At 62.8% G+C, this 16,533-nt stretch carries 1 protein-coding gene; it reads left to right on the forward strand.

Annotated elements, in window-relative coordinates:
• Positions 1–278: 278 nt before the first annotated feature.
• Positions 279–16,511, forward strand: coding sequence for an immunoglobulin-like domain-containing protein (locus AC07NR_RS16455; RefSeq protein WP_495078965.1), 16,233 nt, complete (start codon positions 279–281; stop codon positions 16,509–16,511).
• The last annotated feature ends 22 nt before the right edge of the window (positions 16,512–16,533 follow it).

A 16,533-nucleotide genomic window follows, 5' to 3' on the forward strand; every position in this document is an offset into this window, starting at 1 on the left:
ATGTCGGAAAGTTTAAAACCGGAACTGGATCACATGCTCAAGGGCAAGTCGCCGCGTAAATATCAATGTGACATTAGTGGGGCGATTGTTTAGGATGGCATCCATAAGGTCAATAGTTTGGCATAAAGTTAATAGCGAAAGATTCTAGCCAAAATATTGACGAAGATCGGCGTCAAACTTGATTCACATTTTTTTAAAAGTACGTCCAGACTGAATCGGCGCAGAAAAGCCATCAGGTCTATGGAAGTCAACTGAACGTGACACCCGGAGAGTCTTCAATGAGCAGTGTTGTGGCCATCGTCAAAAGCATTGTCGGTCAGGTTTTCGTGGTGTCCCCAGAGGGCGTCCGTCGCGTACTCGTTGAAGGCGACCGTCTGTTCGCCGGCGATCAGGTCGATACTGGCGTCTCTGGCGCGGTGTCCCTGGAACTGGCTGATGGCCGCACCCTCGATCTGGGTCGTGACACTCAATGGAGCGCCGACACTCCGGACTCCGTCACCGACCTGGCCGAGGCCACTGCGCAGGCCGCGCCGTCCGTTGAGGAGCTGCAGCAAGCCATTGCCGCCGGTGTCGACCCGACTACCGCCCTTGAGGCCGCAGCAGCCGGCCCGACTGCAGCAGGCACTGGTGGTGCCGCCGGCGGCGGCCACAGCTTCGTGATGCTCGATGCGACCGCTGGCCGTGTCGATCCGACCATCGGCTTCCCGACCGCAGGCATCAACTCCGGCGGCCAGGCCGCACAGAACATCACCGGCGGCCAGACCACCGACACCACCGCCAACGCCCTGCGCGACTCGACCCTGAGCCTCAGCGCCACGCCGACCATCACCGAAGCCGGCGGCGTGCTGGTGTACACCGCGACCCTGACCCAGGCGCCGCTGACCGACCTGACCATCACCCTGTCCAACGGCGCGGTGATCGTGATTCCGGCCGGTTCCACCACCGGCACCGTCAACGTGCCGCTGGCCCCGAATGACACGGTCTACAACGACGCCAGCCAGATCAACGTGACCGTCACCGGCACCACCGGCGGCAACGGCATTACCGTCACCGTGCCGACCCCCCCGGCCGTGACCCAGGTCACCGACACCATCGACACCACCACCGTCACCCTGACGGCGGGCAGCAGCGTCACTGAAGGTGGCCAGATCACCTACACCGCGACCCTGACCAACCCGGCGCAAACGCCGGTCACCGTCACCCTGTCGAACGGCTCGACCATCACCATCGGCGCCGGCCAGACCACTGGCACCGTCAACGTTCCGACAGCACCGAATGACGTCTATAACAACGGCAGCACCGTCACCACCACCATCACCGGTGCCACGGGCGGCAACTTCGAGAATCTGGTGCCGAACCCGACGCCAGCCGTCACCAATATCGTCGATTCGGTCGACACTACCAACCTGACCCTGACCGCGACCGGCACCGTGGTTGAAGGCGGCCAGATCACCTACACCGCGACGTTGACCAACCCGGCGCAGACGCCGGTGACCGTCACCCTGTCGAACGGCTCGACCATCACCATCGAAGCAGGCAAGACCAGCGGCAGCGTCAACGTGCCGACCGCACCGAATGACGTCTACAACAACGGCGGCACCGTCAGCACCACCATTACCGGTGCGACCGGCGGCAACTTCGAGAATCTGGTGCCGAACACCACGCCGGCGACCACCACCGTCACCGATTCCATCGACACCACCAATCTGTCGCTGTCCGCGACCGGTTCCGTGGCCGAAGGCGGCTCGATCGTTTACACCGCGACCCTGACCAACCCGGCCGGCACGCCGGTGACCGTGACGTTGAGCAACGGCTCCGTCATCACCATTGAAGCGGGCAAGACCACCGGCACCGTGACCGTTCCGGCACCGGCCGATGACGTCTACAAGGATGCCGGCAAAGTCGAAGTCAGCATTACCGGCACCACCGGCGGCAACTTTGAGAACCTGGTGCCGAGCACCGTTCCGGCCGTGACCGAAGTCACTGACACCATCGACACCACCACGGTGAAACTCACCGCGACCGAAACCGCAGCCGAAGGTGGCACTGTTACCTACACCGCCACCGTTGGCGCGCCGGTGACCGGTTCGCCTGTGACCGTGACCCTGGCCAACGGTCAGCAGATCACCATCGAAGTCGGCAAGACCACCGGCACCGTGACCACAACCGCGCCGAATGACGCGCTGACCGGCAATCCGCCCCTGACCAACTCGATCACTGGCGTGAGCGGCGGCAACTACGAAAACCTCGTAGCCGATAAAACCCCGGTTTCGACCACGGTCACCGATACCGTCGACACCACCAACCTGACCCTGAGCGCCACTGGCTCCGTGGCCGAGGGCGGTTCGATCGTCTACACCGCGACCCTGACCAATGCCGCCGGCTCGCCAGTCACCGTGACCCTGTCCAATGGCGCGGTGATCACCATCGAAGCCGGCAAGACCACTGGCACCGTGACCGTTCCGGCCCCTGCCGATGACGTCTACAAGGACGCCGGCAAAGTCGAAGTCACCATCAAGGATGCGTCCGGCGGCAATTTCGAGAACCTCGTTCCGAGCACTGTCCCGGCGGTTACCGAAGTGACCGATACCATCGACACTTCGACCGTGAAACTGACCGCTGACACCTCGGTCGCTGAAGGCGGCACCGTCACTTACACCGCCACCGTTGGCGCACCGGTGACCGGCTCGCCGGTCACCGTGACGCTGGCCAACGGTCAGACCATCACCATCGAAGTCGGCAAGACCACCGGCAGCGTGACCACCACCGCACCGAACGATGTGCTCAATGGCCACGCGCCGCTGACCAACTCGATCACTGACGTGAGCGGCGGCAATTACGAAAACCTCGTGGCCGACAAGACTCCGGTTTCGACCACGGTCACCGACACCGTCGACACCACCAATCTGACGCTGAGTGCGACCGGCTCCGTGGTTGAAGGCGGCTCGATCGTCTACACCGCCACGCTGACCAACCCGGCGGGCACTCCGGTGACCGTGACCTTGAGCAACGGCTCGGTCATCACCATCGAGGCTGGCAAAACCACTGGTACCGTGACTGTTCCGGCTCCTGCCGATGACGTCTACAAAGACGCCGGCAAGGTTGAAGTCACTATCACCAATACCGCTGGCGGCAACTTCGAGAACCTGGTGCCAAGCACTGTTCCGGCCGTCACTGAAGTGACTGACACCATCGACACCACCACGGTCAAACTGACCGCGACCGAATCCGCAGCTGAAGGTGGCACTGTCACCTACACCGCTACCGTCGGCGCACCTGTGACCGGCTCGCCAGTGACCGTGACCCTGGCCAATGGTCAGCAGATCACCATCGAAGTGGGCAAGACCACTGGCACCGTCACCACCACAGCGCCGAACGACGCGTTGAATGGTCACGAACCACTGACCAACTCGATCACTGACGTGAGCGGCGGCAACTACGAAAACCTCGTGGCCGACAAGACGCCGGTCAGCACCACCGTGACCGACACCGTCGACACCACCAACCTGACCCTGAGCGCCACTGGCTCCGTGGCCGAAGGCGGCTCGATCGTCTACACCGCGACACTGACCAACCCGGCCGGCACGCCGGTGACCGTGACCTTGAGCAATGGCTCGGTCATCACCATCGAAGCGGGCAAAACCACCGGTACCGTGACCGTCCCGGCTCCTGCCGATGACGTCTACAAGGACGCCGGCAAGGTTGAAGTCACGATCAAGGACGCATCCGGCGGCAACTTCGAGAATCTGGTGCCAAGCACCGTTCCAGCCGTCACCGAAGTTACCGATACCATCGACACCACCACCGTCAAACTGACTGCGACCGAGTCGGCAGCAGAAGGTGGCACTGTCACTTATACCGCGACTGTTGGCGCGCCAGTGACCGGCTCGCCCGTGACCGTGACCTTGGCCAATGGTCAGCAGATCACCATCGAAGTCGGTAAAACCACCGGCACCGTCACCACCACTGCGCCGAACGACGCGTTGAACGGTCACGAACCGCTGACCAACTCGATCACTGGCGTCACTGGCGGTAACTACGAAAATCTCGTAGCGGACAAGACGCCGGTCAGCACCACCGTGACCGATACCGTCGACACCACCAACCTGACCCTGAGCGCCACTGGCTCCGTGGCCGAAGGCGGCTCGATCGTCTACACCGCGACACTGACCAACCCGGCCGGCACGCCGGTGACCGTGACCTTGAGCAATGGCTCGGTCATCACCATCGAAGCGGGCAAAACCACCGGTACCGTGACCGTCCCGGCTCCTGCCGATGACGTCTACAAAGACGCCGGCAAAGTCGAAGTCACCATCAAGGACGCCTCTGGCGGCAACTTCGAGGCCCTGGTGCCGAGCACAGTCCCGGCAGTCACTGAAGTGACTGACACCATCGATACCTCGACTGTGAAGCTGAGCGCCGATACATCGGTGGCCGAGGGCGGAACTGTCACCTACACCGCGACGGTCAGTGCGCCTGTGACCGGTTCGCCAGTGACTGTCACTTTAGCCAACGGCCAGACCATCACCATCGAAGTCGGCAAGACCACCGGCACCGTGACCACCACCGCACCGAACGATGCGTTGAACGGTCATGAACCGTTGAGCAACTCGATCACCGACGTGAGCGGCGGCAACTACGAGAACCTCGTTGCCGATAAAACGCCGGTCAGCACCACCGTGACCGATACCGTCGACACTACCAATCTGTCGCTGACTGCGACCGGTACCGTGGCCGAGGGCGGTTCGATTGTTTACACCGCTACCCTGACCAACCCTGCCGGCACCCCGGTGACCGTGACGTTGAGCAACGGCTCCGTCATCACCATCGAGGCCGGTAAAACCACAGGCACCGTGACCGTTCCGGCTCGGGCCGATGACGTCTACAAGGACGCTGGCAAAGTCGAAGTGACCATCAAGGATGCGTCCGGCGGCAACTTCGAGAATCTGGTGCCAAGCACTGTTCCAGCGGTTACCGAAGTCACCGACACCATCGACACCACCACGGTCAAACTGACTGCGACCGAGTCGGCAGCAGAAGGTGGCACTGTCACTTATACCGCTACCGTTGGCGCGCCGGTGACCGACTCGCCGGTGACCGTGACCCTGGCCAATGGTCAGCAGATCACCATCGAAGTGGGTAAAACCACTGGCACCGTCACCACCACCGCACCGAACGATGCGCTGAACGGTCACGAACCTCTGACCAATTCGATCACTGACGTGAGCGGCGGCAACTACGAGAACCTCGTGGCTGACAAAACTCCGGTTTCGACCTCCGTGACCGACACCGTCGACACCACCAACCTGACCCTGAGCGCCACTGGCTCCGTGGCCGAGGGTGGTTCGATCGTTTATACCGCCACCCTGACCAATCCGGCCGGCACCCCGGTGACCGTGACCCTGTCGAACGGCGCGGTGATAACCATCGAAGCCGGTAAGACCACCGGCACCGTAAGCGTTCCGGCTCCGGCCGATGACGTTTACAAGGACGCGGGCAAAGTCGAAGCGACCATTTCGACGGCCACTGGCGGCAACTTCGAGAACCTGGTGCCAAGCACCGTTCCGGCGGTGACCCAGGTTACCGATACCATCGACACCACTACGGTCAAACTGACCGCGACCGAATCCGCAGTTGAAGGTGGCACCGTCACCTACACCGCGACTGTGGGCGCACCTGTGACCGGCTCGCCAGTCACCGTAACCCTGTCCAACGGTCAGTCGATCACCATCGAAGTCGGCAAGACCACCGGCACCGTGACCACCACCGCACCGAACGATGCGTTGAACGGCCATGCACCGTTGACCAACTCGATTACCGACGTCAGCGGCGGCAACTACGAGAACCTCGTAGCGGATAAGACGCCGGTCAGCACCACCGTTACCGACACCATCGACACCACCAACCTGTCGCTGACTGCGACCGGCACCGTGGCCGAAGGCGGCTCGATCGTTTACACCGCGACTCTGACCAACCCTGCGGGCACGCCGGTAACCGTGACGTTGAGCAATGGCTCGGTCATTACCATCGAAGCGGGCAAAACCACTGGCACCGTGACTGTTCCTGCACCGGCCGATGACGTCTACAAAGACGCCGGCAAGGTCGAAGTCACGATCAAGGACGCGTCCGGCGGCAACTTCGAGAACCTGGTGCCGAGCACCGTTCCAGCCGTCACTGAAGTGACTGACACCATCGACACCACCACGGTCAAACTGACCGCGACCGAGTCGGCGGCTGAAGGCGGCACCGTCACCTACACCGCGACTATTGGCGCTCCGGTAACCGGTTCGCCGGTGACCGTGACCCTGGCCAACGGTCAGTCGATCACCATCGAAGTCGGCAAGACCACCGGCACCGTGACCACCGCTGCACCGAACGACGCACTCAACGGTCACGAACCGCTGACCAACTCGATCACCGGCGTGAGCGGCGGAAACTACGAAAATCTGGTCGCCGACAAGACCCCCGTCAGCACCACCGTGACCGACACCGTCGACACCACCAATCTGACGCTGAGCGCGACGCCGGAAGTCAACGAAGGTGGCCAGATCACCTACACCGCGACCCTGACCAACGCCGCCGGTACTCCGGTGACCGTGACCCTGAGCAACGGCGCCGTGATCACCATCGAGGCCGGCAAAACAACCGGCACCGTGACCGTTCCTGCGCCAGCCGACGACGTCTACAAGGACGCCGGCACCGTGGAAACGACCATCAAGGGCGCCACCGGCGGCAACTTTGAAAACCTGGTCACCAGCACTGCCCCGGCGGTCACCACCGTTCACGACACCATCGACACGTCCACCGTGTCGCTGACCGCTACCGCCAACGTCGCCGAAGGCGAAACCGTGGTCTACACCGCGACCGTGACCGCGCCAGTGACCGGCTCGCCGGTCGTGGTGATCCTGTCCAACGGCCAGACCATCACCATCGCCGTGGGCGAAACCACCGGCACCGTGAACTTCGTCGCGCCGAACAGCCCATTGGCGGGCGGCAGCTCGCTGAGCGTGACCATCGACAAGGCCACCGGCGGCAACTACGAAAACCTGGCGGTCGACAGCAAACCGGCCAACACCTCGGTTTCGGACACGGTCGACACCACCAACCTCAACCTGACCGCTACCGACTCGGTGGCCGAGGGTGGTTCGATTGTCTACACCGCGACCCTGACCAACCCGGCCGGCACCCCGGTGACCGTGACCCTGTCGAACGGCGCGGTGATCACCATCGAAGCCGGCAAGACTACGGGGACCGTGACCGTTCCGGCGCCAGCCGATGACGTTTACAAGGATGCCGGCAAAGTCGAAGCGACCATTTCGACCGTCACCGGCGGCGGTTTCGAGAACCTGGTGCCGAGCACCGTTCCGGCCGTGACCAACGTCACCGATACCATCGACACCACCACGGTGAAACTCACCGCGACCGAAACCGCTGCTGAAGGTGGCACCGTCACCTACACCGCGACTGTTGGTGCTCCGGTAACAGGTTCGCCAGTTACCGTGACCCTGGCCAATGGTCAGCAAATCACCATCGAGGTCGGTAAAACCACCGGCACCGTGACCACCACCGCGCCGAACGATGCACTCAATGGTCACGAACCGCTGACCAACTCGATCACCGGCGTGACCGGTGGCAACTACGAGAATCTGGTGGCTGACAAAACTCCGGTCAGCACCACTGTGACCGACACCGTCGACACCACCAACCTGACCCTGAGCGCCACTGGCTCCGTGGCCGAGGGTGGTTCGATCGTCTACACCGCGACCCTGACCAACCCGGCGGGTACTCCGGTGACCGTGACCTTGTCCAACGGCGCGGTGATCACCATCGAGGCTGGTAAAACTACCGGCACCGTGACCGTTGCGGCCCCGGCGGACGACGTCTACAAGGACGCGGGCAAAGTCGAAGCCACCATTTCGACGGCCACTGGCGGCAACTTCGAGAACCTGGTGCCGAGCACCGTTCCGGCGGTGACTCAGGTAACTGACACCATCGATACCACCACGGTCAAACTGACTGCGACCGAGTCGGCGGCTGAAGGCGGCACCGTTACTTACACCGCGACGGTTGGCGCACCGGTGACCGGTTCCCCAGTGACCGTGACTCTGTCCAACGGTCAGCAAATCACCATCGAAGTCGGCAAGACCACCGGCACCGTGACCACCACCGCTCCTAACGATGCGTTGAACGGCCATGCACCGCTGACCAACGCGATTACCGACGTCAGCGGCGGCAACTACGAGAACCTCGTAGCGGACAAGACGCCGGTCAGCACCACCGTCACCGACACCATCGACACCACCAATCTGTCGCTGACCGCGACCGGGACCGTGGCCGAAGGTGGTTCGATCGTCTACACCGCGACCCTGACCAACCCGGCGGGCACGCCGGTGACCGTGACCTTGTCCAACGGCGCCGTCATCACCATCGAAGCGGGTAAAACCACCGGCACCGTGACCGTTCCGGCCCCGGCCGATGACGTCTACAAGGATGCCGGCAAAGTCGAAGTCACCATCAAGGATGCAACCGGTGGCAACCTCGAGAACCTGGTGCCTAGCACCGTTCCGGCCGTCACCGAAGTCACCGACACCATCGACACGACGACCGTGAAGCTGACCGCTTCCGAAACCGCCGCCGAAGGTGGCACCGTTACTTACACCGCGACCGTGGGCGCGCCGGTGACTGGCTCGCCAGTGACCGTGACCCTGTCCAACGGTCAGCAAATCACCATTGAAGTGGGCAAAACCACCGGCACCGTGACCACCACGGCACCGAACGATGTGCTGAACGGCCACGCGCCGCTGACCAACGCGATCACCAACGTGAGCGGCGGCAACTACGAGAATCTGGTCGCCGACAAGACCCCGGTCAGCACCACTGTGACCGACACCATCGACACCACCAACCTGTCGCTGACCGCGACCGGCACCGTGGCCGAGGGTGGTTCGATCATCTACACCGCGACCCTGACCAATCCGGCCGGCACCCCGGTAACCGTGACGTTGAGCAACGGCGCCGTCATCACCATCGAAGCGGGTAAAACCACCGGCACCGTGACCGTTCCGGCTCCGGCCGATGACGTCTACAAAGATGCCGGCAAAGTCGAAGTCACCATCAAGGATGCAACCGGTGGCAACTTCGAGAACCTCGTTCCGAGCACCGTTCCGGCCGTAACGGAAGTCACCGACACCATCGACACGACGACCGTGAAGCTCACTGCTTCCGAAATCGCCGCTGAAGGCGGCACCGTTACTTACACCGCGACTGTAGGTGCACCCGTCACCGGTTCGCCTGTGACCGTGACCCTGGCCAATGGTCAGCAGATCACCATCGAAGTCGGCAAGACCACCGGCACCGTGACCACCACCGCACCGAACGATGCGTTGACCGGCCACGCGCCGCTGACCAACGCAATCACTGGCGTAACCGGCGGTAATTACGAAAATCTGGTGGCCGACAAGACCCCGGTTTCGACCACCGTCACCGACACCATCGACACCACCAACCTGTCCTTGAGCGCCACCAATTCGGTCGCCGAGGGCGGTTCGATCATTTACACCGCCACACTGACCAACGCTGCGGGCACTCCGGTGACCGTGACCTTGAGCAACGGCGCCGTGATCACCATCGAGGCCGGTAAAACCACTGGCACCGTGACGGTTCCGGCACCGGCCGATGACGTCTACAAGGACGCCGGCACCGTGGAAGCGACGATCAAGTCCGCCACGGGTGGCAACTTCGAAAATCTGGTGACCAGCACGGTTCCTGCGGTAACCCAGGTCACCGATACCATCGACACCACCACGGTCAAACTCACCGCGACCGAGTCGGCGGCTGAAGGCGGCACCGTTACTTACACCGCGACCGTGGGCGCACCTGTCACCGGCTCGCCAGTGACCGTGACCCTGTCGAACGGCCAGACCATCACCATCGAAGTGGGCAAAACCACCGGCACCGTGACCACCACCGCACCGAACGATGCGCTGACCGGTCATGCTCCGCTGACCAACGCGATCACCAACGTGAGCGGTGGCAACTACGAAAATCTGGTCGCCGACAAAACCCCGGTCAGCACTACCGTGACCGACACCATCGATACCACCAACCTGTCGCTGACCGCGACCGGCACCGTGGCTGAAGGTGGCCAGATCACCTACACCGCGACCCTGACCAACGCAGCGGGCACTCCTGTGACCGTAACGCTGAGCAACGGCGCCGTGATCACCATCGAAGCGGGCAAAACCACCGGCACCGTAACCGTTCCTGCGCCAGCCGATGACGTCTACAAGGACGCCGGCACCGTTCAGGCCACGATCAAATCCGCCACCGGCGGCAACTTCGAAAACCTGGTGACCAGCAACACACCAGCCGTGACCAACGTCACCGATACCATCGACACCACCACGGTCAAACTGACCGCGACCGAAACCGCTGCCGAAGGTGGCACCGTCACCTACACCGCTACCGTGGGTGCACCAGTTACCGGCTCGCCGGTTGTCGTGACCCTGTCGAACGGTCAGCAAATCACCATCGAAGTCGGCAAGACCACCGGCACCGTAACTACCACGGCGCCAAACGATGTGCTGACCGGTCACGCGCCGTTGACCAACGCCATCACCAACGTTTCCGGTGGCAACTACGAAAATCTGGTCGCCGACAAAACACCGGTTTCGACCACCGTCACCGACACCATCGACACCACCAACCTGTCGCTGACCGCGACCGGCACCGTGGCCGAAGGTGGCCAGATCACCTACACCGCAACCCTGACCAACGCCGCTGGCTCGCCAGTCACCGTGACCTTGTCGAACGGTGCTGTCATTACCATCGACGCGGGTAAAACCACCGGCACCGTGACCGTTCCGGCACCGGCCGATGACGTCTACAAAGACGCCGGCAACGTACAGGCCACGATCAAGTCGGCCACCGGTGGCAACTTCGAAAACCTGGTGACCAACACCACGCCAGCGGTGACCAGCGTCACCGACACCATCGACACCACCACCGTGAAGCTGACCGCGACCGCAACAGCGGCCGAGGGCGGCAACGTGGTCTACACCGCAACTGTCGGCGCACCGGTGACCGGTTCGCCAGTGACCGTGACCCTGTCCAACGGCCAGACCATCACTATCGAAGTCGGCAAGACCACCGGCACCGTCACCACGACGGCACCGAACGACGTGTTGAATGGTCATGCGCCACTGACTAACGCAATCACCGGTGTAAGCGGCGGCAACTACGAGAACCTCGTAGCGGACAAGACTCCGGTCAGCACCACCGTCACCGACACCATCGACACCACCAACCTGTCCTTGAGCGCCACCAATTCGGTCGCCGAGGGTGGTTCGATCATCTACACCGCCACATTGACCAACGCTGCGGGCACTCCGGTAACCGTGACCCTGAGCAACGGCGCCGTGATCACCATCGACGCTGGTAAAACCACCGGCACCGTGACTGTTCCGGCTCCAGCCGACGACGTCTACAAGGATGCCGGTACTGTTCAGGCAACCATCACCAACGCCACCGGTGGCAACTTCGAAAACCTGGTGACCAGCAACACACCAGCCGTGACCAACGTCACCGACACCATCGACACCACCACCGTGAAGCTGACCGCGACCGCAACAGCGGCCGAGGGCGGCAACGTCGTCTACACCGCGACTGTCGGCGCGCCGGTGACCGGTTCGCCAGTGACCGTGACGCTGTCCAACGGCCAGACCATCACCATCGAAGTGGGCAAGACCACCGGCACCGTGACCACCACCGCGCCGAACGATGCGCTCAACGGACACGCGCCGTTGACCAACGCCATCACCAATGTCAGCGGCGGCAACTACGAAAACCTCGTAGCGGACAAGACGCCGGTCAGCACCACCGTCACCGACACCATCGACACCACCAACCTGTCGCTGACCGCGACCGGCACCGTGGCCGAAGGCGGTTCGATCGTCTACACCGCAACGTTGACCAACGCTGCGGGCACTCCAGTGACCGTGACTCTGAGCAACGGCGCCGTGATCACCATCGAGGCCGGCAAAACCACCGGCACCGTGACCGTTCCGGCGCCAGCCGATGACGTTTACAAAGACGCCGGCACCGTTCAGGCCACGATCAAGTCGGCTACCGGTGGCAACTTCGAAAACCTGGTGACCAGCAACACACCAGCCGTGACCAACGTCACTGACACCATCGACACCACCACCGTGAAGCTGACGGCGACCGCAACAGCGGCCGAGGGCGGCAATGTTGTCTACACCGCGACTGTCGGTGCTCCAGTGACCGGCTCGCCAGTGACCGTGACCCTGTCCAACGGCCAGACCATCACCATCGACATCGGCAAGACCACCGGTACCGTCACCACGACGGCACCGAACGACGTGTTGAATGGTCATGCTCCGTTGACCAACTCGATCACCAACGTAAGCGGCGGCAACTACGAAAACCTCGTGGCCGACAAGACGCCGGTCAGCACCACCGTGACTGACACCATCGACACCACCAACCTGTCGCTGACTGCGACCGGTACCGTGGCCGAAGGTGGCTCGATCACCTACACCGCGACCCTGACCAACGCGGCAGGCACCCCGGTGACCGTGACCCTGAGCAACGGCTCGGTGATCACCATCGAGGCCGGCAAAACCACTGGCACCGTGACCGTTCCGGCACCGGCCGACGACGTCTACAAAGACGCCGGCACCGTGCAGGCAACCATCACCAACGCCACCGGTGGCAACTTCGAAAACCTGGTGACCAGCAACACGCCAGCGGTGACCAACGTCACCGACACCATCGACACCACCACCGTCAGCATTACCGGCAGCACCTCGGTGACCGAAGGCCAGACCGCGACCTATACCGTGAGCCTGACCCACCCGGCGCAAACCGAAGTGACCCTGAAAATCGTCTACAGCGGCACCGCCGCCGACGGTTCGGACTTCACCGGCGTGTACACCGTGAAGATCCCGGCAGGCGCCAGCAGCGCGCAATTCAACGTTGCGACCATCGACGACAAGATCACCGAAGGCACCGAGAACTTCGTGGTCAAGATCGACTCGGCCACCGGCGGCAACTTCGAGAACCTGGCGGTCAGCAGCACCAACGGCAGCGTCAGCACCTCGATCATCGACAACGATGCGCCACCGGTCCTCGACCTCGACGCCAACAACTCCAGCGGCGCCACTGGGGCCGACTACAAGGTGACCTTCACCGAGAACACCCCGGGCGCGGGCGTGTCGATCGCCGACACCGACATCAGCATCACCGACCCGGACAGCACCATGCTGACCGGCGCCACCATCGTGCTGACCAACCGTCAGCCGGGCGACTCGCTGAACCTGGGCAACAGCGTCAACGGCATCACCATCAATGCCAACAGCAAGGATGGCTCGATCACACTGACCCTGTCGGGCAACGCGACGCTCGCCGACTACATGCAGGCGATCAAGAACATCACCTTCACCAACAGCAGTGAAGACCCGAGCACCGTGCCGCGCATCATCACTGTGACGGTGACCGATGGCGGCAACTACTCCAACGTCGCCACCACCACGGTCAACGTGGTGGCCGTCAACGACGCGCCGGTCGCAGCACCGGTCAACGTCACCGGCACCGAAGACACCCCGCTGATCCTCGGCTGGTCGACCTTCGGCGTCACCGACGTGGACAGCCCGGCCTCGAGCCTGGGCGTGAAAATCACCCAGCTGCCGGGCGAAGGCAAACTGCAGTACCTGGACGGTTCGACCTGGAAAGATGTCGCCACCAACCAGACCTTCAGCAAGGCCGACATCGACGCCGGCAAGCTGCGCTTCCTGCCGGATGCCAACGAATCGGGTGTGAACGGTTATGGCGGCGCCGGCCTGGGCAACAACCAGGCTGACTACGCGCAGATCAAGTTCCAGCCAACCGACGGTCAACTGCTGGGCAACACCGGCACGATCAAGATCGACATCACGCCGGTGGCGGATGCGCCGACCCTGTCGGTGGCCGACAACAGCGTGAAGTCCACCGGGCTGGTCAAGGACGTCTGGACCGGCCTGTCGGGCCTGGGCACCGACGGCAGCGGCGCCAACTCGACCACCCTGAAAAACGTGATCGACGGCGCAGGCAAACCGAACACCAGCGGCACCGTGACCAACGTGCAGTCCGACGGCAGCGTAGCCGCCGGCACCGCGTCGAAGACGTCCGGCCTGATCTACCTCGAAGCCGGCAAGACCTACACCTTCACCGGCACCGGCGATGACAGCCTGCTGGTGAACATCGGTGGCAAGAACGTGGCCTCCACGACCTGGGGTGCGGGCGGCAACCTCAACGGTTCGTTCACCCCGACCACCAGCGGTTACTACACCGTGGAGATCTACCACCACAACCAGAGCGGCCCGGGCAGCTACGACGTCAACCTGTCGGTCAACGGCGGTACGCCGATCGACCTGAGCAGTGCCGGCGTGCCGATCTACACCGGCGTACAGGACCTGGTGAACTCCGGTGTGACCGTCTCCGATCTGCACGGCACCAACGGCGAAGGCTATTACGACGGCTACAAGCTCAACACCGGCGCTGAAGGCACCACCGTGAAACTGTCGTCGATCAGCACCGCGCTGACCGACACCGACGGCTCGGAAACCCTGAGCATCAAGATCAGCGGCGCACCGGTCGGTTCGGTGCTCAGCGACGGCGCGGGCCACAGCTTCACCGTGACCGCCACCAGCGGCGACGCCAACGTCACCGGCTGGAACCTCGGCAGCCTGACCGTGACCCCGCCGGCCTACTACAACGGCCAGTTCAACCTGACCGTGACCTCGACCTCCACCGAGGCTCTGGGCGGCTCGGCCAGCACCACCGCGACCATTCCGGTCTCCGTGGTGCCAGCGGTCTACAACTCGATTGTCGCCACTTCGGCTGACGACACCGTCACCGGCACCGATGGCAACGACATCATCGTCGCCGACATCGGCGGCCTGACCGTGGTGCCGGGCACCAACTACAACATCGCGTTCATGGTCGACAGCTCGGGCAGCATGAGCACCTCGTCGATCAACGCCGCCAAAGACTCGCTGACGTCGGTGTTCAACACCCTCAAGCAGAGCATGGGCAACAACTCGGGTACGGTGAACATCTTCCTGGTGGACTTCGATACCCAGGTCAACAAGTCGGTGTCGGTGAACCTCAACGACCCGAATGCGCTGACCAAGCTCAAGGCAGTGCTGGACTCGATGACCTCCGGCGGCGGCACCAACTACGAAGACGTGTTCAAGGCTACGGCCAACTTCTTCCAGAGCACTGAAGCCGTTGCCAACACCGGGGCGAAGAACCTTACGTACTTCATCACCGACGGCCAGCCGACCTACTACCAGAGCGGCGAGCAGACCAACCCGACGCTGTACGGCAACGTGAAGCTCGACGACGTGGTGAAGACCAGCAATTACAAGCTGGGCGACAGCTTCAGCACCTACATCGACAGCACGCACTACCTGACCATCAGCACGGCGGGTGCCGTGGTGCTGCAGACGTACAAGAACGGCAGCTGGAACTGGAGCAACGTGGGCACCATCCACGCCCAGGGCGACGGCACCTACGAGCTGTCGAGCCTGGCAGGCTCCGGCAGCAGCACCAGCCAGGCCACCACCGACAACGCCAACAGCGCCTTCGCGCTGCTGGGCAACCTGTCCAATGTGGAAGCCATCGGGATCAACAGCGGTGTCAGCCTCAACGACCTGAAACCGTACGACACCGATCACAACCCGCAGACCAACATCGATCCGAAGGACCTGGCCAACTCGATCATCGGCCACACCGAAGCGACAATGCCGGGCAACGACACGGTCAACGGCGGCGACGGCAACGACATCCTGTTCGGCGATCTGGTGAGCTTCAACGGCATTGCCGGCGAGGGTTACCAGGCGATGCAGGCGTTCGTCGCGCAGCAGACCGGCGTCGATGTCAGCAAAGTCACCACCAGCAACGTGCACCAGTACATCACCGAGCACTATCAGGCGTTCGATGTGTCCGGTGCCCATGACGGCAACGACACGCTGCTGGGTGGCGCAGGCAATGACATCCTGTTCGGCGGCGGCGGCAATGACGTGCTCGACGGCGGCAAGGGCAATGACATCCTGCTCGGCGGCTCCGGCAACGACACGCTGATCGGCGGCCCGGGCAACGACATCCTGATCGGCGGTTCCGGTGCCGACACCTTCGTCTGGAAAGCAGGCGACACCGGCAACGATGTGATCAAGGACTTCAACGCCAGCGAAGGTGACCGCATCGACCTGCGCGACCTGCTGCAGGGCGAGTCCGGCAGCACCATCGACAACTTCCTCAAGATCACCACGGTCGACGGCGTGTCGTCGCTGCAAGTCAGCTCGGCGGGCAAGTTCAACTCCGCCGATGCGGCTGCCGCGACACCGGACGTGACGATCAAGCTGGAAGGCAACAACTGGTCCACTGCCAACATTCACAACCTGATTGCCGGCAGCGATCCGACCATCAAGGTCGACCACAACAACAGCTGATGCGTGAACAAAACGGCCGCCC

This window comes from Pseudomonas sp. GW821-FHT09C09, from assembly GCF_059418105.1.